21 protein-coding genes are annotated in these 17487 nt (G+C 61.3%); 7 read left to right on the top strand and 14 right to left on the bottom strand.

Annotated features, from left to right (window positions below; genetic code table 11):
• Positions 1-68: 68 nt before the first annotated feature.
• The 7 genes from ACW9JE_RS20380 to ACW9JE_RS20350 form a co-directional block, all read right to left on the bottom strand.
• Entirely contained in the window at positions 69-1070 is a 1002-nt protein-coding gene (locus ACW9JE_RS20380; protein WP_457433754.1) for a glutathione S-transferase family protein, read from the bottom strand.
• Between the two features lie 90 nt (positions 1071-1160).
• Positions 1161-2162 (bottom strand): glycosyl transferase family protein, encoded by a 1002-nt coding sequence (locus ACW9JE_RS20375; protein WP_224533187.1) that lies wholly within the window; start codon positions 2160-2162, stop codon positions 1161-1163.
• Entirely contained in the window at positions 2159-2494 is a 336-nt protein-coding gene (locus tag ACW9JE_RS20370) for a TusE/DsrC/DsvC family sulfur relay protein (protein ID WP_457433753.1), read from the bottom strand. The genes ACW9JE_RS20375 and ACW9JE_RS20370 overlap by 4 nt, the downstream gene beginning before the upstream one ends.
• Entirely contained in the window at positions 2491-2784 is a 294-nt protein-coding gene (tusB, locus tag ACW9JE_RS20365) for a sulfurtransferase complex subunit TusB (RefSeq protein ID WP_457433752.1), read from the bottom strand. The genes ACW9JE_RS20370 and tusB overlap by 4 nt, the downstream gene beginning before the upstream one ends.
• Positions 2784-3146 carry a sulfurtransferase complex subunit TusC gene (tusC, locus tag ACW9JE_RS20360; RefSeq protein ID WP_457433751.1) on the bottom strand — a complete coding sequence of 121 codons (363 nt, stop codon included), beginning with the start codon at positions 3144-3146 and terminating at the stop codon, positions 2784-2786. Before tusC ends, tusB begins: the two co-directional genes overlap by 1 nt.
• Before the next feature lie 2 nt (positions 3147-3148).
• Complete coding sequence (gene tusD / locus ACW9JE_RS20355; RefSeq protein ID WP_224533290.1) at positions 3149-3541, bottom strand: sulfurtransferase complex subunit TusD; 393 nt, start codon at positions 3539-3541, stop codon at positions 3149-3151.
• Positions 3542-3750: 209 nt separating this feature from the next.
• Entirely contained in the window at positions 3751-4080 is a 330-nt protein-coding gene (locus ACW9JE_RS20350) for a DUF6388 family protein (RefSeq protein WP_457433750.1), read from the bottom strand.
• A 90-nt stretch (positions 4081-4170) separates the two neighbouring features.
• On the opposite strand from ACW9JE_RS20350, the gene ACW9JE_RS20345 reads away from it, so the two are divergent.
• Positions 4171-4521 (top strand): hypothetical protein, encoded by a 351-nt coding sequence (locus ACW9JE_RS20345; protein WP_224533192.1) that lies wholly within the window; start codon positions 4171-4173, stop codon positions 4519-4521.
• Positions 4522-4653: 132 nt separating this feature from the next.
• On the opposite strand, the gene ACW9JE_RS20340 is transcribed toward ACW9JE_RS20345, so the two are convergent.
• On the bottom strand, positions 4654-5079 hold the full coding sequence (locus ACW9JE_RS20340) for a GNAT family N-acetyltransferase (protein ID WP_224533193.1): 426 nt from the start codon (positions 5077-5079) through the stop codon (positions 4654-4656).
• 145 nt (positions 5080-5224) lie between these two features.
• On the opposite strand from ACW9JE_RS20340, the gene ACW9JE_RS20335 reads away from it, so the two are divergent.
• The gene (locus ACW9JE_RS20335) at positions 5225-5662 is read left to right on the top strand and encodes a hemerythrin domain-containing protein (protein WP_457433749.1); all 438 of its coding nucleotides are present in this window, start codon (positions 5225-5227) and stop codon (positions 5660-5662) included.
• A 149-nt stretch (positions 5663-5811) separates the two neighbouring features.
• On the opposite strand, the gene ACW9JE_RS20330 is transcribed toward ACW9JE_RS20335, so the two are convergent.
• Positions 5812-6333, bottom strand: coding sequence for a methylated-DNA--[protein]-cysteine S-methyltransferase (locus tag ACW9JE_RS20330; protein ID WP_457433748.1), 522 nt, complete (start codon positions 6331-6333; stop codon positions 5812-5814).
• 141 nt (positions 6334-6474) lie between these two features.
• On the opposite strand from ACW9JE_RS20330, the gene ggt reads away from it, so the two are divergent.
• Together ggt and ACW9JE_RS20320 are read left to right on the top strand one after the other, a co-directional pair.
• Complete coding sequence (gene ggt / locus ACW9JE_RS20325) at positions 6475-8202, top strand: gamma-glutamyltransferase (protein WP_224533196.1); 1728 nt, start codon at positions 6475-6477, stop codon at positions 8200-8202.
• A gap of 67 nt (positions 8203-8269) precedes the next feature.
• A complete protein-coding gene (locus ACW9JE_RS20320) occupies positions 8270-8803 on the top strand; it encodes a cysteine hydrolase family protein (protein ID WP_457433747.1) in 534 nt (177 codons plus the stop codon).
• 110 nt (positions 8804-8913) lie between these two features.
• Here ACW9JE_RS20320 and ACW9JE_RS20315 read toward each other — a convergent pair whose 3' ends face one another.
• The gene (locus ACW9JE_RS20315; protein WP_224533198.1) at positions 8914-9825 is read right to left on the bottom strand and encodes a LysR family transcriptional regulator; all 912 of its coding nucleotides are present in this window, start codon (positions 9823-9825) and stop codon (positions 8914-8916) included.
• Between the two features lie 201 nt (positions 9826-10026).
• Here ACW9JE_RS20315 and ACW9JE_RS20310 point away from each other — a divergent pair, with 201 nt between their 5' ends.
• From ACW9JE_RS20310 to ACW9JE_RS20300, 3 genes are all read left to right on the top strand, one after another.
• The gene (locus ACW9JE_RS20310) at positions 10027-11526 is read left to right on the top strand and encodes a purine-cytosine permease family protein (RefSeq protein ID WP_457433746.1); all 1500 of its coding nucleotides are present in this window, start codon (positions 10027-10029) and stop codon (positions 11524-11526) included.
• The gene (locus ACW9JE_RS20305) at positions 11523-12368 is read left to right on the top strand and encodes a nitrilase family protein (protein ID WP_457433745.1); all 846 of its coding nucleotides are present in this window, start codon (positions 11523-11525) and stop codon (positions 12366-12368) included. The genes ACW9JE_RS20310 and ACW9JE_RS20305 overlap by 4 nt, the downstream gene beginning before the upstream one ends.
• Before the next feature lie 275 nt (positions 12369-12643).
• Positions 12644-13771, top strand: coding sequence for a sterol desaturase family protein (locus tag ACW9JE_RS20300; RefSeq protein ID WP_457433744.1), 1128 nt, complete (start codon positions 12644-12646; stop codon positions 13769-13771).
• Here ACW9JE_RS20300 and ACW9JE_RS20295 read toward each other — a convergent pair.
• The 4 genes from ACW9JE_RS20295 to gcvH all read right to left on the bottom strand — a co-directional run bounded on the left by ACW9JE_RS20295 (position 13674) and on the right by gcvH (position 17188).
• Positions 13674-14390, bottom strand: coding sequence for a L,D-transpeptidase family protein (locus ACW9JE_RS20295; protein ID WP_457433743.1), 717 nt, complete (start codon positions 14388-14390; stop codon positions 13674-13676). The genes ACW9JE_RS20300 and ACW9JE_RS20295 overlap by 98 nt on opposite strands.
• On the bottom strand, positions 14387-15154 hold the full coding sequence (locus tag ACW9JE_RS20290) for a M15 family metallopeptidase (RefSeq protein ID WP_457433742.1): 768 nt from the start codon (positions 15152-15154) through the stop codon (positions 14387-14389). The genes ACW9JE_RS20295 and ACW9JE_RS20290 overlap by 4 nt, the downstream gene beginning before the upstream one ends.
• Positions 15155-15387: 233 nt before the next feature.
• On the bottom strand, positions 15388-16644 hold the full coding sequence (gene glyA, locus ACW9JE_RS20285) for a serine hydroxymethyltransferase (RefSeq protein ID WP_457433741.1): 1257 nt from the start codon (positions 16642-16644) through the stop codon (positions 15388-15390).
• A gap of 160 nt (positions 16645-16804) precedes the next feature.
• Positions 16805-17188 carry a glycine cleavage system protein GcvH gene (gene gcvH, locus ACW9JE_RS20280; protein WP_457433740.1) on the bottom strand — a complete coding sequence of 128 codons (384 nt, stop codon included), beginning with the start codon at positions 17186-17188 and terminating at the stop codon, positions 16805-16807.
• Between the last annotated feature and the right edge of the window lie 299 nt (positions 17189-17487).

Below are 17487 nucleotides of genomic sequence, written 5' to 3'. Positions count from 1 at the left end.
ACAGGGGATTTGTGAACGACACAGATCCAGTGTGGGAGCGAGCCTGCTCGCGATGCTTTTAAAGAACCTCAGGCCCTGCGCCAAACACCTTTCCCACTCAACCGCGCCCGATCATGGGCCACGGTGAAATCCTGCTCCGGCCCTTTCGGCACCACGCCCGTCGGGTTGATGGTCTTATGACTGCCGTAGTAGTGGTTCTTGATGTGGGTGAAGTCCACCGTCTCGGCGATCCCCGGCCACTGATACATCTCCCGCAGCCAGTTCGACAGGTTCGGATAATCGGCGATGCGCCGCAGATTGCACTTGAAGTGCCCGTGGTACACCGCGTCGAAGCGAATCATCGTCGTGAACAAACGAATATCCGCTTCGGTCAGGTATTCGCCTGCCAGGTAACGATTGGCGCCCAGCAGCGTTTCCAGATGATCCAGTTCGGCAAACACTTCATCGAAGGCTTCTTCATAGGCCTGCTGCGAAGTGGCGAACCCGGCGCGGTACACGCCGTTGTTCACTGCCGGATAAATGCGCTCGTTCAGCGTGTCGATCTCGGCCCGCAGCGGTTGCGGGTAGAAGTCCAGGTCGTTGCCGGTCAGGTCATCGAAGGCGCTGTTGAACATGCGGATGATTTCCGCCGATTCATTGCTGACGATGCGCTTCTGCTGCTTGTCCCAAAGTACCGGCACGGTCACGCGACCGGTGTAGTCGACAGTGTCGGCGGTGTAGCGCTGATGCATGAATTCGAAGTTGTCGAGCTTGTCGCCGGTGGAGCCCAGGGACTTGTCGAAGGTCCAGCCGTTTTCCAGCATCAACCAACTGACCACCGACACATCGATCAGGCTTTCCAGGCCCTTGAGCTTGCGCAGGATCAGCGTGCGATGGGCCCACGGACAGGCCAGGGAAACATAGAGGTGGTAGCGCCCGGCTTCGGCGGCAAAGCCTCCGACACCGCTCGGGCCTGGCTGGCCGTCAGCGGTCACCCAGTTGCGGCGCTGCGCCTGTTCACGCTGGAACGCGCCGTCCTTGCTGCTTTCGTACCACTTGTCCTGCCATTGACCTTCGACTAGCAAACCCATGTTCAAGACTCCTCAACCAATAAGCGTTGGAGAAGAGTCTAGTGAAATAGGTTCGATAAAAAAGCGCAAAGATCGAAGAGTAACTATCGGTTAAATCGATTTGTTCCGCGCATCCCAATAGCGTTGGGCGGTTTCGAAGGCTTGTTCGCGGGGCTGACCCAGACCGCGCAGGGCCAGGGCCATGGTGGAGATCAGCGCCATTTGCGGGTAGCTGTCGACCACATCGCCGCGCCAGACGGCCTTGAGGTGCTCGGGGTCGAGGCTGGCGGGTTTGACGTGACGCTGGCTCGACAGTTGCGGCCATTCCTCGTCCCAGCTTTCACCGTTCGCGGTGCCGTACAGATGGCTGGCGGCATCGGGGTTGATCTCGATCTCGCCGCCATCGCCCTTGATCACGATCGCCGTGTCGCCAAGCAGGCCGCTGGCTTCGCGGTGCACCGCCTGATAGCCGGGATGGAAAATGCTTTGCAGGCCGCAGCGGGCGCCCAACGGATTTAGAATCCGCGCCAGGGAATGGATCGGCGAGCGCAGGCCCAGGGTATTACGCAGGTCGATCATGCGCTGCAGCTGCGGCGCCCAGTCCACCAGCGGCATGAAGGCCAGGCCACCGTTGTCCAGAGCCGAACCCACCTGCTGCCAGTTGCGGCACAGCGGAATCTGCAGCGTTTCCAGCAATTGCTCGCTGTACAGCCGACCCGCCGTATGCGCGCCGCCGCCGTGCATGAAGATCCGCACGCCGTTCTGCGCCAGGCACTTGGCCGCCAGCAGGTACCACGGAAGATGGCGCTTCTTGCCGGCGTAGGTCGGCCAGTCCAGATCGACCTTCAGGGCCGGCGCCTGCAAGCGCTCACGCAGGGCCTCGGTGAAGCCGGCCATCTCCTCGGCGCTTTCTTCCTTGTGGCGCAGCAGCATCAGGAACGCGCCCAATTGGGTGGCCTCGACCTGTTCGTCGAGGACCATGCCCATGGCGGCGCGGGCTTCTTCACGGGTCAGGTCGCGGGCGCCGCGCTTGCCTTTGCCGAGGATCCGCACGAACTGGGCGAAGGGGTGTTCGGCGGGCGTTTCGAGGGTCAGCGCTGGATAGTCGGTCATAGGCAATTCGTCGGTTTGGGCAGGCCCGCCAGCTTCGCGGCGAGTTTGGCGGGGGTGCCTTTGAACAGTTGGTTCAGGTGCAGGCTGTTGCCCTTGTCCGGGCCGAGCTTCAAGGCGGTGTACTTGATCAGCGGGCGAGTGGCGGGCGACAGCTGAAATTCGGCGTAGAAACTGCGCAGCAGTTCGAGCACTTCCCAGTGGGCCGGGGTCAGTTCGATGTCTTCGGCGGCCGCGAGGGCGCTGGCGACTTCAGTCGACCAATCGCTCAATTCAACCAGGAAGCCGTCCTTGTCCAATTCGATGGCGCGGGCGCCGACGGTCAATACCTTCATAGCCAGCTGTTGACCTTGTCGTGGTGGATCGACAGTTCGACGAAGGCCGGGTAATCGATCGCTTCGGCCCAGTCCGGCACCGCGATGGCGCGGGCTTCGGCGTCTTCGGCGAGGATGTAGAGTTTCAGGCCGCGAGCTTCGAGGGCCTTGAACGGCTCGGTGCCCGGCTGCAAGGCGTAGGCCGCGTCGCCGGACAGCAGCAGGGCGTCGGCGCCGCCGATCAGGCGCAGGCAGCTGCCCAGGCGATCGTCGCCGAAAGGGGAATGAGACAACACATGCAAGGTCGACATCAGAGGGTGATCACCTGGTCGTAACGGTCAATGAGGGCGGTGATGTCAGCGGCGGCCAATACCCGCGCTTCTTCCAGCGACAGCGCGCTCGGGTCCAGGCCGCGTTGCGCAACGCTGTCGGCGCAGGCAAAGAGTTCTTCGACACCGAACATCGGCAAGGCCTGCAGATTGGCGCTCAGGTCTTTCTGTTGCAGGGCCTTTGCGTTCTGGCGAGGGGCGAGCTGGAACACGCCGTCATCGAGGAACAGCAGGCCGATCGGCAGATCGAAGGCGCCTCCGGCCAGCACGATGTCCAGCGCTTCCCGGGCAGCGGTGCCGGACCATGGCGCCTGGCGGCTGATGATCAACAGGGATTTGACCATTTTCACGCGCCTCCAAAACAGATCAGGCGGTCGGCATCCTGCACCGCGTCATGCAACTGGCCGAGGCCGGAGAGCTCCCATGGCTTGTCGACGGCCACCGCTTCACGCTGATAGCGCCGGGCTTCTTCCTCGTTCAGCACGCCACGGCGCAGGGCGGCGGCGATGCAGACCACGCCGTCGAGTTGATGATCGCTGACGAAAGCGCGCCATTGCTTGGGCAAGTCCAGCTCGTCCTGGGGCGTGACCACGCTGCTGGACGCGTTGTAGACGCCTTCCTGGTAGAAAAACAGCCGGACAATCTCATGCCCGCCGGCGAGCGCCGCCTGGGCGAACTGCAAGGCGCGGCGCGAGGAGGGCGCGTGGGCGGCGGAAAACACGGAAATGGCGAACTTCATGACGGACTCGATCAGTGAAACTGCGGCCATGATAAAGCTTTATCGGCGGGGCGGCTAAATCGATGTTGGCTGTACTGGCTCCATCGCGGGCAAGCCCGCTCCCACAAGGATTGATGAGATGCCGACAGTTGCGGCTTTGACACGAAACCTGTGGGAGCGAGCTTGCCCGCGAAGAGGCCCGCCCGAACGATGCAAAATCAGCAACCTGGTCAGGGTTTGATCCCATACAGGTCGCAATACTCCAGCCAATCCATCCGCGCCATCTCCGCCACTTCCCGGTGCACTTCCCGGCGCTGGGTTTCGTACTCTTCGGGTGTCGCGGCGGTCAGTTGCAAGGTCAGTTCCCAGGCAAACAGACCAAGACGCTCGGCTTCGGCCTCGAACGCTTCATGCAGGCGCTCGTCACGAAACTGCTCAAGCGTCTCACCCTTGGCCTGGGCGAGCAGGGGATTCAGGTGGTCGAGTTCTTCACGCAACTCGGGGCGCTCATCGAGAAAGCGCTTCAACGCCCGTTCGTGATGTTCTTCGGGTACTGCCATGGTCGCTCCTTCGGTAGATGTATGCAGTAAAGCAGAACGACACCGGCCGCCACAGTGATACAGTCCGCTTTTTTCCGATGAGCGAATGCAATGCGAATTCTGATGGTGGCGCTGGCCGCGACAATGCTGGCCGGTTGTGCAGGCTCGGTAATGAGCGACGCCCGCGGCAAACCCCCGTACAAGACCCTCAACTCGGACAAACCGGAAAAAGTCGTGGCCCAGTGCGTGCAGTTTTCCTGGCAGGACGAAACGGTGTTCGGCGTGGATGCCAGCGGCTATCTGGAGCCACGGGAGAACGGTGGCACGACGGTGTATACGCGCTCGGCGGAGTCCTTTGTGGACGTGACGACCGATGCTTCGGGTACGGTATTGAGCTACTACGCGCAGCAGGATGATTTCGTTGCCAAGCGCCGGTTGGCAGCAGTTGCTACCTGCTTGTGACTGGCGCACGCATTCAACTGTAGGAGCTAGCTTGCTCGCGATGGTCGTTAACGATAACGTTGGCTGCCTGATGCCCCGCGGTGTTCTTGCGTCCATCGCGAGCATGCTCGCTCCTACAGGGGATGTGTGTAATCAGTAATTCAGGCGTTTCTGGAAGAAGAAATGCCTGTGACCCGGCGGGTAGTCGGCGATGTGGCCGATCTCGCTGTAACCGCATTTGCGGTAGAACTCCGGCGCCTGGAATTCAAAGGTGTCGAGCCACAGTCCAACGCACTTTCTCTCCCGCGCCAGGTCCTCGGCCATCTGCATCAACCGCGTGCCCATGCCCTGTCCCCGGGCCTGCTCCGGCACCGACAGCAGGTCAATGAACAACCACTGATAAAACAACCGCGCATAGAGCCCGCCGAGGATCTGGTCGTTCTCGTCGCGCACCAGCAGGGCAACGTGCTCGGGAATCGCGCCGTCCGCCTTCGATGCGTTGTAGGCGCGCAGCGGCTTCAGGATCGCCTGGCGTTCCTCTTCGGTGGGAGTGGGGGTGAACTCGATCCGCAATGTCATGGCTATATCCGTATGGCTGTGAATCCGCAGCCTATCGTGGTCGCCGCCAATCTTCCATCAGCAAAACAGCGAGGAACCGTCGCCAACGCGCAGATGTCATTTATTCAGACGCGCCATTCCAGAGTGCGACCGATGAGGACCGTCCGTGAACATTTTCGAAGCCCTGCGCGAGAGCCATGAGCGCCAGCGTTCCTATGCCAAGGCATTGATCCAGACCAGCGGCGACACCCCGGAGCGGGTCGAGGCCTACAAGCAGCTCAAATCAGAATTGCAGGCCCATGAAACCGCTGAAGAGCGGCATTTCTATATTCCGCTGATGGAGTTCGACAACGGCGTCGACCTGAGTCGCCACGCGATTGCCGAGCATCATGAAATGGACGAAATGATGGAGGAACTGGACGAGACCGAAATGTCCAGCCCCGCCTGGCTGGCGACCGCGAAGAAGCTGTCGGATAAAGTCCACCATCACCTCAAGGAAGAAGAGCAGAAGTTCTTCCAGATGGCGGGCAAGCTGCTCGACGATAAACAGAAAGAGACGCTGGCGACTCAGTACCTGAAGGAATTCAAAGCTCAACTTACATGAGAACCTGTAGCATTTGTGGCGAGGGGGCTTGCCCCCGTTGGAGCGCGAAGCGGTCCCCAAAAGATGGGCCTGCTGCGCAGTCCAACGGGGCGGTGCGACGTTTCGACAAGCCCCCTCGCCACAATGTACCAACTGCTACATGGACCGGGTCAGGCCGGGAACAGATCGTCCATCCTGCTGAATTCCTTCAGCTCGCAACCTTCAAGCGTCAGCAACAACTCCTTCGCCTCAAGCCCCCCGGCAAACCCCGTGAGTTTCCCCGACGCACCGATCACCCGATGACAAGGCGCAATGATCGAAATCGGGTTCCTGCCATTCGCCGCTCTCACCGCCCGCACCGCGCTCGGATTGCCGATCTGTTCGGCGATCTGGCTGTAGCTGCGGGTCTCGCCGAAGGTAATGGTCAGCAGCGCCGCCCAGACCTTTTTCTGAAATTCCGTCCCGGCGAAATCCAGTTCCAGCTCGAATCGATTGCGGGTCCCGGCGAAATATTCACGCAACTGCTCAGCCGTGCGCATCAGGATCGGATTGTCCGGCGCTTCGCTCATCGGACCGAGACGCACCCGGCCGGGTTTGTCGTTTTCCCAGAGGATGGCCGCCAGTCGCGAACCGTTCGCCACCAGCTTCAACTCGCCGACCGGGGAGGCCAGGGTGGTGTAGGTGTAAGTCATGCCAAGTGCCGCGCCGGTTTGTTGAACAGGCGTTAAGGATACTGCGTCGTCCGGGAGGCGCAATACGCAATCTTGACCATACTTCGTACTGCTTGAAGGTTCCCTCAAACGCAGGGCCCTAAAACAACAAGAGACCGACTCATGAAGTACGAACCTTTTGCCAAAACGCTGATTGCGACCTCGTTGGCGCTCAGCTGCCTGACGGCCCATGCCGCCTCCGTCGCTCCGGTTGCCGCCGAAAACGGCATGGTGGTCACCGCCCAGCATCTGGCCAGCCACGTCGGCGTGGATGTGCTCAAGAGCGGCGGCAACGCCGTCGATGCCGCGGTCGCGGTGGGCTATGCGCTGGCCGTGGTGTACCCGGCGGCGGGTAACCTGGGGGGCGGCGGTTTCATGACCATTCAACTGGCGGACGGGCGCAAGACCTTCCTCGACTTCCGGGAAAAAGCCCCGCTGGCCGCCACCGCCAACATGTACCTGGACAAGGACGGCAACGTCGTTCCGGACCTGAGCACACGCGGCCACCTGGCCGTCGGCGTGCCGGGCACCGTGTCCGGCATGGAACTGGCCCTGAGCAAGTACGGCACCAAACCGCGCAAGGACGTGATTGCGCCGGCGATCAAACTCGCCGAAGACGGCTTCGTGCTGGAGCAGGGCGACGTCGATCTGCTGGAGTACGCCACCGACGTGTTCAAGAAGGACATGAAGGATTCCGGCTCGATCTTCCTGAGCAACGGCGAGCCGATGCAGGTCGGGCAGAAACTCGTGCAGAAAGACCTGGCGAAAACCCTGCGGACCATCTCCGACAAGGGCGCCGACGGCTTCTACAAAGGTTGGGTGGCCGACGCCATCGTCACTTCCAGCCAGGCCAACAAGGGCATCATCACCCAGGCCGATCTGGACAAATACAAGACCCGGGAACTGGCGCCCATCGAGTGCGATTACCGCGGCTATCACGTGGTCTCGGCCCCGCCGCCCAGCTCCGGCGGCGTAGTGATCTGCCAGATCATGAACATCCTCGAAGGCTATCCGATGAAGGATCTGGGCTATCACTCGGCCCAGGGCATGCACTACCAGATCGAAGCGATGCGTCACGCCTATGTCGACCGCAACAGCTACCTGGGCGACCCGGATTTCGTGAAAAACCCGATTGCCCACCTGCTCGACAAAAACTACGCGACCAAGCTGCGTGAAGCGATCAACCCGCAGAAGGCCGCCAACTCCAAGGAGCTCAAGCCCGGCGTGGCGCCCCATGAAGGCAGCAACACCACCCATTACTCCATCGTCGACAAGTGGGGCAACGCGGTGTCGGTGACCTACACCCTCAACGACTGGTTCGGTGCCGGGGTCATGGCCAGCAAGACCGGGGTCATCCTCAACGACGAAATGGACGACTTCACCTCCAAAGTCGGCGTGCCGAACATGTACGGCCTGGTGCAGGGCGAAGCCAACGCGATCGCGCCCGGCAAGGCGCCGCTGTCGTCCATGAGCCCGACCATCGTGACCAAGGACGGCAAAGTGGTGATGGTCGTCGGCACCCCCGGCGGCAGTCGCATCATCACCGCGACCCTGCTGACCATGCTCAACGTGATCGATTACGGCATGAACATCCAGGAAGCGGTCGATGCACCGCGTTTCCACCAGCAATGGCTGCCGGAGGAAACCAACCTCGAGGCCTTCACCACCAGCCCGGACACGGTGAAGATCCTCGAAAGCTGGGGCCACAAGTTCGCCGGTCCCCAGGATGCCAACCATCTGGCGGCGATCATCGTCGGGGCGCCTTCGCTGGACGGTAAACCCGTCGGCAAGAACCGCTATTACGGCGCCAACGATCCACGGCGTAACACCGGGTTGTCGCTGGGCTACTGAGTGTTGTGTTTAACAGGGGACGGGCCTATGTTCGTCCCCTGATTCACTCACTTCTCAAGGAAGGACCATGACCACCGCATTGCTGATCATCGATGTTCAACAGGCTTTGTGCTCGGGCGAGTACGAGTGCCATGAGATCAAACGGGTCATCGACACCATCAACAGCCTGAGCGCCAGGGCACGCAGCGCCGGGATCCCGGTGGTGCTGATCCAGCACGAGGAAGAGGGCGAGCTGTTCAAACACGGAGCTTCGGGCTGGCAACTGGCCGAAGGGCTGCAAACCTCGCCCAAGGATCATCGCGTGTTCAAGACCACCGGTGATTCGTTCTACCAGACCAACCTGCAACAGCTGTTGCCGGTCGAGGATTTCGAACGCCTGATCATCTGCGGCCTGCAGACCGATTACTGCGTGAACGCCACCCTGCGCCAGGCTCATCAATTGGGCTACGACGTGGTGCTGGCGGGCGATGCGCATTCCACCGTGGACAACGGCAACGTGAAGGCCGAAGACATCATTGCCGAACACAACCGCGACTGGGCGGACCTGAGCAGCTCGGTGGCGCGGGTTGATGTTGTTTCCACCGCCGAAATCCGCTTCTAACACCACCACCGCCCCTGTAGGAGCGAGCATGCTCGCGATGGACTGAAGGGCACCGCGGGGTATCAGGTTCCCCGCGTTATCGTTAACGACCATCGCGAGCATGCTCGCTCCTACAGGGACGGGTTCGAATTGAATATCTCGATCAGTTCATTGAGAAACGCACTCACCAAATCCCGCTGCCGCGCCGAGTGCCGCACCGCCGCATGAAACCCCACCTCATAGCGCAGCAACTGCGGATTGAGCGGATGCAACTGCCCCAGTTGCTCATGCCGCGCCGCATAGTGTTGCGGCAGAAACCCCAGATGCTGGCCGGACAGAATCAGCAACGCCGCCCCATCCATGCTGTCGGTCAGCACGCTCAAACGCTCAAGTGAAGTAGGCGCCGGCATTTCCGGCAGCGGATGGCTGGGCCAGACCCAGTCGTAATGGCTGACATCCTCCCGAGTCAATTCACCCACCTGCCCGAACAGCGGATGCGACGGCGCGCAGTAGGCGATCTGGGTTTCCTGGAACAGCGGGAAGTAGTCGATGTTGGGCAATCGATGCCAGAAGTAACCGATGGCCAGGTCGATATGGCTGTTGATGATCTTCTCTTCCAGCAAGGACGACGACAGCTCGGTGAAATGAAAATACAGCCCCTCGTGCCGGGCCCGGAGGCGGGCGATCGCCTGGCCGATTTTCTTGTTCGCCACCGGGTCGATCTGCCCGAGCAGGCCGATGTTGAGGTTGCCCGAGACCTTGCGGTTGATGTGCTGCACCTCAACGCGAAAACCCTCGGCGGCGGCCAGCAAACGCCGCGCCGCCTCGACGAACTGCCCGCCCTTGGGCGTCACCGAAAACCCGCCGCGACCTCGTTCGCACAGGCGAAAACCCACCCGCGCCTCCAGTGTCGCCAGTTGTGCGCTGATGGTCGGTTGCGTGGTGTTGAGCGCGGTCTGCGCCGCCGAAATCCCGCCGGCCTCGACGACGGTGAGAAACACCCGGATCAAGCGCAGATCCAGCTCCGTTACAGTTCCCAGCATGGGGGCTCCCGATGTGCATTCACATAGATGCGGATCTATGTAAACAGTGTGCCTGCGATATTTTATTGCCCTGACCGACGCCATACATTGCAGGGAAACCAGGGTCATCGTCAGCTTTTTCTGGAGTTTCACCTGATCTGGATGTCGAAACGGCCGCTGCACCCACAACAAAAACAACATCAACTGCATAGGAACCATCGTATGTCAGGGTCCCCACTTTCTGCACAGGCCACCGAGGTCGGCAGCGGATTGGCCATCGAAGGTCACTCGATCGACTACATTCCGGAAAACGAACGCCACGCCAAACTCTCAAGCCAAGGGCCGTTCTGGTTCCTCGGCAATTTCCACTTCTTCACCATCTCCATCGGTTTCGTCGGCCCGAGCCTCGGCCTGTCGGCGCTGTGGACCATGCTGGCCGGCGCCTTGGGCATCATGTTCGGCACTATTTTCATGGCGTTCCATGGTTCCCAAGGGCCGGAGATGGGCCTGCCGCAGATGATCCAGTCCCGTGCCCAGTTCGGTTATCGCGGGGTGATCCTGGCATTGATGGCGACCATGTTCGTGTTCGTCGGCTTCAACGTGGTCAACATCTCGCTGATCATGAACGGGCTGGAACACGTGTTCGGCTTCAATCCGGTGATCGTCGCCGTGGCTGTGGTGGCCGTCGGCTCGCTGTTGTCGATCTACGGTCACGACCTGATGCACAAGGCCTTCAAATGGGCCTTGCTGGCGACCCTGCCGTTGTATGCGCTGGTGACCATCGCCCTGATGTTCGGCGCGGGCACCGAAGGCGTCGCCCCGACGACCGAGCTGGGCTTCAACTGGATTGCCTTCGCGACGCTGTTCGCCATCGGCGCCAGCTACAACATTTCCTATGCACCGTACGTGTCCGATTACTCGCGCTACCTGCCGAAAAACACCAGCCGGCCGAAACTGATCGCGGCGGTGTTCATCGGCGCTTCGTTGTCCGGCAGCTGGATGATTGGTCTGGGTGCCTGGCTGGCCCAGGAACTGAAAGCGGCGGATGCGCTGGTGGCGTTGAACCAGGTCGGCTCCTCGATGATGCCGGGGCTGGGCAGCGTGTTGGTTATCGTGTCGGTGGCGGGCTTCCTGCCGATCATCGCGCTGAACACCTACAGCGCCATGCTGACGCTGCTGACCGGTGTCGACTCGGTCAAGAAGATCAACCCGACACCCCGCGCCCGGGTGCTGTCGATCAGTGCAATCAGCGTCATCCTGTTGACCTGCGTGCTGTCGATCAAGGGTGACGGGATTGCGCTGTTGAACACCTTCCTGGTCCTGCTGCTGTACTTCCTGGTGCCATGGACCGCGGTCAATCTGGTGGACTACTTCTTCGTGCGCAAAGGGCGCTATGCGATCCCGCATTTCTTCACGCCGAAGGGCATCTACGGCGCCTGGCAATTTCGCGGCATCGTCTCGTACCTGATCGGCTTTGCCGCCATGGTGCCGTTCTTCTACATCTTCGATGCCGCCGCCGGTAAGGAAGTGTTCGTCGGCCCGCTGGCGCGGGTACTCGAAGGCGTCGACATCGCCTGGCTGGTGGGACTGGTGGTATCAGGCCTGACCTATTACATCCTCAGCCGCTCGCTGGACCTGGACGCCGAGCGCCGGGTCATCGAGACGATCAGCGAAAAGGACATTGTCGCCATGACTCATTCATCTGCGGAGGCGCTGCGTTGAACGCTGTAAAAAACACGGTGGTCGCCTGCTGCCAACTGGCACCGAAAGTCGGCGACCTCGCACACAATCGCAGCCTGACCGAACGGGCCATCCGCTCGGCAGCTCTGCAAGGCGCCCAAGTGGTGGTGCTGCCGGAGCTGGTGCAGAGCGGTTATGTATTCGAAGACCGCGACGAAGCCCTGGCCCTGGCGGAAACCCGCGACGGGCCGACCCTGCAACTGTGGCAGGCGTTGGCGCGGGAGCTGAACCTTGTAGTGGTGGGCGGTTTCTGTGAGCGCCTGCCCGGCGACGAACTGGCCAACAGCGCTGCGCTGATCGATGCCCAGGGCCTGCGCGCGGTGTACCGCAAGGCGCATCTGTGGGATGCCGAGAAGGACATCTTCACAGCCGGTGATGCCGCACCGCCGGTCATCGACACCGTCCACGGGCGCATCGGCGTGCTGATCTGCTACGACCTGGAGTTCCCGGAGTGGGTGCGCTTGCCGGCGCTGGCCGGTGCGAACCTGCTTTGCGCGCCGGTCAACTGGCCTGACGGTCCACGACCACTGACCGAGCGCCCGGCGGAAGTCCTGCGGGTTCAGGCCAACGCCTCGGTGAACCGCATGTTCATTGCCGCCTGCGACCGCCACGGTCACGAGCGTGGCGTGAGTTGGGTCCAAGGTTCGGTGATCGTCGACGCCGACGGCTATCCATTGGCCGGGCCGGCGGAGCAGGGCGGCGAACAGATGCTGCTGGCCAGCCTGAATCTTGCCGAGGCGCGCAACAAGCGCATCAGCCAGCGCAATGACCTGCACCGCGACCGCCGGCCGCAGTTGTACAACATCATGAACACCGCACCGTAGGAGCGAGGCTTGCCCGCGAAGGCGGTGGGTCAGGCAGTGAAGATGTCGCAGTCGCCGGCCTCTTCGCGGGCAAGCCTTGCTCCTACGTCGGGTGAACAAGAAACATCCGCAATAACGGCTACAATCGGTGATACCCCTGTAGGAGCGAGCACGCTCGCGATGGACGCGAACGATGACACGGGATCCCGGATTCCCGCGCCATCCCCCGCGTTTGTCGCGAGCGTGTTCGTTTCTGCATTTCGTTACCCGTAGTCCCGCATTTCGGTAACCACGTAATGGACGTGTTCACGACACTCTACCAACACCTGTTCAGGTGGATCATCGCGCCTGTCAGCGAGCAGTTCCTCGGCCTGTTCGACCTCAATGGCCGTCTGTGCGTGGCCTTTCTGTTTACCTCCTACACCGTTGCCTACGGCCTGTATCGCTATCGAAAGGCCCGCGGCCTGAGCGATGCGCCGACGTTCTGGGCGTTCCTGGGCGGCAACCGGGTGCATTTTCATCCCTCTGCGCTGCTCGACTGCCGCTACTACTTCGTGCGCGCGATTCTCAAGGTCGTACTGGTGGTGCCGATCGTGGGGCTGGTGGATCCCTATGTGCTGCGCTCCCTGGATTACGTGCATTTCTTCACCCAGCTCTGGGGCGCGCGGGTGCAGGTCGAAGAGCATTTGGCATTAACGCTGCTCTATGGCCTGGGGGTTTTTGTGGTGCAGGACTTCGCGCAGTACTGGGCCCATCGCGCCTACCATTCGCGCTACCTGTGGGCATTCCACAAGGTTCACCATTCGGCGCCGGTAATGGTTCCAGTCACGGCCAGCCGAGTGCATTTCGTGGAGAAAATCATCGAGCGGCTGATGGACATCGTTTTCATCGGCGCCTTCGCCGGCATCTTCTGGTACGCCTGTGGCGGCGAGATCAGCCGCTACACGTTGTTCGGGGTGACCTACATCGTGTTCATCTTCAATGCCCTGGCGGCCAACCTGCGACACAGTCATGTCTGGCTGTCCTTCGGGCCGGCGGTCGAACACGTGATCAACAGCCCGGCGCAGCATCAGATTCATCACAGCGACGCACGTAGGCATCACAACAAGAATTTCGCGGTCAACCTGTCACTCTGGGACTGGATGTTCGGCACGCTCTACGTCACTCGATCGAAGCCCGAAGCGATCCGTTTCGGCACCGGAGAGGCGGGGGATCAGCGTTACCTGACGATCTGGGGCCTGATCGTGACGCCCTTCATCGATACCTGGCACAGGTTGCGTCAGAGCAAATGGCGAATGCCAGGCCGCTCGGCAGTCCGAAGGCTGATCAACGCTCGGGAAGTTTCCAGCGCTCGCGCAGCCGTTCGTATTCCGATTCCGGCAGTTGCACCAGCAAAGGAGAACGGTGCGGATCGAGCCAGCTGAACAAACGTTGGATATCCGCCGGGGCCATGGCGGTGCAGCCACGAGTCGGTGTCGATGGGCTGCGCCAGATGTGGAAGAAAATGCAGGAACCTGCGTTCGGTCCGGCCGGGGTGTTGTGCTCGATGAAAATGCCCTGGCGGTACAAGTCATCGTTGCGCCGCATGCGTTCGGAGCTGTTCCAGTCTTTGCTTACTGTCGTGCCGTCGACGAGTTGGTTGTAGCGACCGGACTGGCTGTCATCCACGCATTCGATGTTTGTTGTCAGTTCCAGGTAGGGCAGGCGGGTTTCAGCGGAAGGCGCGTAGCCAAATGCCGTTGCCAGTTTGAACATGCCGGCCGGGGCCTTGCCGTCGCCTTCCTGCTTTTTTGGGCCTTGGGCGGTGTCGATGGGCTCGATTCCCTTGCCCCAGCCCATGCCGTTTTTGCCGAGCACTACCGGAAACGGGCCTTCGAATTTTTCAAAGTTTTCGCCATGGCGTTCGTAACGCTGGGCAGTGGCCTGGATGGCGTCCCAGTCCTTGCTGATGACCACGATCAGTTGCTGACTGTCGTCGAGCCCCCGAGCCATCGCAAGACCGGGCAACAGCAGCAGGGCACAGGTCTTGATCAGGCGCTTCATGGTTTGGCTTCAATCGGCGTGATGGGGAAGTCCATCACGGTCTTCAACGAAGCGTCCCGCGTATAGGTGAAATGCCACCACTCGGCGGAGTAGCCGGTGAAGCCTTCCTTTTCCATGGCCTTGGTCAGGCGCTGGCGATTTTCCAGGGCGCTTGCGTTGATCAGGGTGGTGTCGGTGTGCGCGCGTTCGTCGAAGCAATCGAAGCCGGTGCCCATGTCGACGGCGCCGTCGTGCCAGCGCTCGGCGTAGGGTGCGGTGCAGTCGACGGGTTTGGCGGCGGGCGACCAGGTGTCGGCGGGCAGGGCGCCGGGGCCGGTCAGGGTCAGGTCGACGGTGCTGCCTTTGGAATGATTGGAGACTCGCGCCACGTAGCCCAGGCGCCAGAAGTCCTGCTTGGCGACTTGCGGGTAGAACTCAGGTTTGCGCGGGTCGCCGGGTTCGGTGGTGAACCGGCCCATGTCCGCCACCGCTCGGGCCGGGCGATAGCAGTCGAAGACTTTCAGGCCGTAGCCTTTGGTTTTCAATGCTGTTTGTACGCGGGAAAGGGCCTTGGCTGCTTCCACCGACAACAGGCATTCCGGGGCTTCATAACCGTCGAGTGGGTGGCCGGTGAAGTTGTGTGGGGTGGAGTAACGGATGTCCTGTTCGATGGTGGGGTCGATGGTGCGCAGGTACACCATGTGCTCGGGCCTGTCTTCGGCCCCGGCGAATCCGGCGAGGGTGAGCAGCAGCGACAGGCTGCAGGTTCGGACTGCAAATGACATCGGGCCGGGTCTCCATACATGAACGCGAGTGCGCACATCATGGACCGAAATCCGCTCCAACGCACAAAACCTGTGGCTAATGCCGATCTTTCAAACCGCCGCAGGACCTGTAGGAGCGAAGCTTGCTCGCGAAAGCGGTGTGCCAGTCTCCAACAATACTGGATGTGCCGGCCTCTTCGCGGGCAAGCCTCGCTCCTACAGGGATTGTGTTTCGGTTTGGTTGTGGCAGCCAATCAGTCGCGGTAGACGGGGAAATCGCTGCACATCGCCGCCGCCTGCCGCGCGACTTGTGCTTCGACGTCGGCATCGCCCAGGTGGTCGAGGATGTCGCAGATCCAGCCGGCCAACTCGATGCTCTGGGCTTCCTTGAAACCACGGCTGGTGATGGCCGGGGTGCCGATGCGCAGGCCGGAGGTCACGAAGGGCGATTGCGGATCGTTCGGTACCGCGTTCTTGTTCACGGTGATGCCGGCGCGGCCCAGGGCGGCGTCGGCATCTTTGCCGGTCAGGCCCTGGCGGATCAGGCTGACCAGGAACAGATGGTTGTCGGTGCCGCCGGAAACCACATCGTAGCCGCGCTTGATAAACACCTCGGCCATGGCCTGGGCATTGCGGATCACCTGGGTCTGATAGGCCTTGAATGCCGGCTCAAGCGCTTCCTTGAAACACACCGCCTTGGCCGCGATCACATGCATCAACGGACCACCCTGGCCGCCGGGAAACACGGCGGCGTTGAGCTTCTTCTCCAGCTCCGCATTAGCTTTGGCCAGGATCAGGCCGCCACGAGGACCGCGCAGGGTCTTGTGGGTGGTGGTCGTCACCACGTCGGCGAAGGGAATCGGGTTCGGATACAGACCGGTCGCCACCAGCCCGGCGACGTGGGCCATGTCGACAAACAGATAGGCGCCGACCTTGTCGGCGATCTCGCGAAAGCGCGGGAAGTCCAGGGTTTTGGAATAGGCGGAGAAGCCGGCGATGATCATCTTCGGCTGGTGCTCAAGCGCGAGGCGCTCCACCTCGTCGTAGTCGATCAGCCCGGTGGCGGTGTCGATGCCGTACTGCACAGCGTTATACAACTTGCCGGAGAAACTGACTTTGGCGCCGTGGGTCAGGTGGCCGCCGTGGGCCAGGCTCATGCCCAGCACGGTGTCGCCGGCCTGCAGCAGGGCCAGGTACACCGCGGCGTTGGCCTGGCTGCCGGAGTGCGGCTGGACGTTGGCGTAGTCGGCGCCGAACAGCTGTTTGGCGCGGTCGATCGCCAGTTGCTCTACCACGTCGACGTGCTCGCAACCGCCGTAGTAGCGCTTGCCCGGATAACCTTCGGCGTACTTGTTGGTCAGGCCGCTGCCCTGGGCCTGCATCACCCGCCGGCTGGTGTAGTTTTCCGAAGCGATCAACTCGATGTGATGCTCCTGCCGCGCGTCCTCGGCGTTCATCGCCGCCAGCAGTTCGTCGTCGTAGCCCTGGATCTGGTCGTGTTTGCTGAACATGGTGCGGTCCTTTGGTTGTTCCGTGATTTGTTCTTCTGTCCCATGTAGGAGCGAGCTTGCTCGCGATGGACCTGAGAAAACGCGGGGTGTCAGGTTTCCAGCGTTATCGTTGACGACCATCGCGAGCATGCTCGCTCCTACAGGGGGTGGGGCGAAGCGGTCATGCGTCGGTCTGGTCCTGAATCAGGCGGTCGTAGGCGGCCTGGTCGAGGAGGCTGTCGAGGGCACTGGCATCGTTGGGGCGCATGCGGAAAAACCAGCCTTCGCCCATTGGGTCGTTGTTCACCAACTCGGGATCGCCATCGAGTTGTTTGTTCACTTCCAGAATCTCGCCGTCCACCGGCATGCAGATGCTGCTGGCCGCCTTGACCGACTCCACCACCGACACCTCGACCCCGGCACTGAAAGCGCCCAGTTCGGCCAGTTGCACGAACACCACATCCCCCAACGCCTGTTGGGCGAAGGCGGTGATGCCGACGGTGACCAGTCCGTCGCTTTCAAGACGCAGCCATTCGTGATCGCTGGTGAAGCGTAATTCGCTCATATCCACTCCTCATTGTTCTGGTTTTTTCCGCAGCACGGGGCAGCGGGTGGGTTGTGGGAGAGATAGCAAGGGTGGTGCCAGGGTTGGTTTATTTGTTTTAAATCAATTGGGTAGGTTGTTTTTGATATGTTGGGAGAATCAGTCCCGTATTGAAATCAATACAGGCAGACAGGGAGGAGAGGGCGAAGCCTGAACCGGCGAGGTTCAAAGAAGGTGTGTCTTGAATTTAATACGCTGTATCGATTTGCACACAATTTGAATGGCACCCAATCCAATGTGGGAGCGGGCTTGCTCGCGAA

The organism is Pseudomonas sp. SDO55104_S430, from assembly GCF_054070595.1.
The sequence above is the reverse complement of the archived record's forward strand: the minus strand, read 5'-3'. Positions and strand labels throughout refer to the sequence as shown.

Excerpts from the sequence above, each read along its gene's own strand:
- gcvH (WP_457433740.1), bottom strand. The coding sequence starts at position 17,188 with ATGAGCGAATTACGCTTCACCAGCGATCACGAATGGCTGCGTCTTGAA.
- ACW9JE_RS20315 (WP_224533198.1), bottom strand. The coding sequence starts at position 9,825 with ATGCTGGGAACTGTAACGGAGCTGGATCTGCGCTTGATCCGGGTGTTT.
- tusC (WP_457433751.1), bottom strand. The coding sequence starts at position 3,146 with ATGGTCAAATCCCTGTTGATCATCAGCCGCCAGGCGCCATGGTCCGGC.
- ACW9JE_RS20345 (WP_224533192.1), top strand. The coding sequence starts at position 4,171 with ATGCGAATTCTGATGGTGGCGCTGGCCGCGACAATGCTGGCCGGTTGT.
- ACW9JE_RS20300 (WP_457433744.1), top strand. The coding sequence starts at position 12,644 with ATGGACGTGTTCACGACACTCTACCAACACCTGTTCAGGTGGATCATC.
- tusB (WP_457433752.1), bottom strand. The coding sequence starts at position 2,784 with ATGTCGACCTTGCATGTGTTGTCTCATTCCCCTTTCGGCGACGATCGC.
- ACW9JE_RS20330 (WP_457433748.1), bottom strand. The coding sequence starts at position 6,333 with ATGACTTACACCTACACCACCCTGGCCTCCCCGGTCGGCGAGTTGAAG.
- ACW9JE_RS20375 (WP_224533187.1), bottom strand. The coding sequence starts at position 2,162 with ATGACCGACTATCCAGCGCTGACCCTCGAAACGCCCGCCGAACACCCC.
- ACW9JE_RS20295 (WP_457433743.1), bottom strand. The coding sequence starts at position 14,390 with ATGAAGCGCCTGATCAAGACCTGTGCCCTGCTGCTGTTGCCCGGTCTT.
- ACW9JE_RS20310 (WP_457433746.1), top strand. The coding sequence starts at position 10,027 with ATGTCAGGGTCCCCACTTTCTGCACAGGCCACCGAGGTCGGCAGCGGA.
- ACW9JE_RS20320 (WP_457433747.1), top strand. The coding sequence starts at position 8,270 with ATGACCACCGCATTGCTGATCATCGATGTTCAACAGGCTTTGTGCTCG.
- ACW9JE_RS20340 (WP_224533193.1), bottom strand. The coding sequence starts at position 5,079 with ATGACATTGCGGATCGAGTTCACCCCCACTCCCACCGAAGAGGAACGC.
- tusD (WP_224533290.1), bottom strand. The coding sequence starts at position 3,541 with ATGAAGTTCGCCATTTCCGTGTTTTCCGCCGCCCACGCGCCCTCCTCG.
- ACW9JE_RS20380 (WP_457433754.1), bottom strand. The coding sequence starts at position 1,070 with ATGGGTTTGCTAGTCGAAGGTCAATGGCAGGACAAGTGGTACGAAAGC.
- glyA (WP_457433741.1), bottom strand. The coding sequence starts at position 16,644 with ATGTTCAGCAAACACGACCAGATCCAGGGCTACGACGACGAACTGCTG.
- ACW9JE_RS20350 (WP_457433750.1), bottom strand. The coding sequence starts at position 4,080 with ATGGCAGTACCCGAAGAACATCACGAACGGGCGTTGAAGCGCTTTCTC.
- ggt (WP_224533196.1), top strand. The coding sequence starts at position 6,475 with ATGAAGTACGAACCTTTTGCCAAAACGCTGATTGCGACCTCGTTGGCG.
- ACW9JE_RS20370 (WP_457433753.1), bottom strand. The coding sequence starts at position 2,494 with ATGAAGGTATTGACCGTCGGCGCCCGCGCCATCGAATTGGACAAGGAC.
- ACW9JE_RS20290 (WP_457433742.1), bottom strand. The coding sequence starts at position 15,154 with ATGTCATTTGCAGTCCGAACCTGCAGCCTGTCGCTGCTGCTCACCCTC.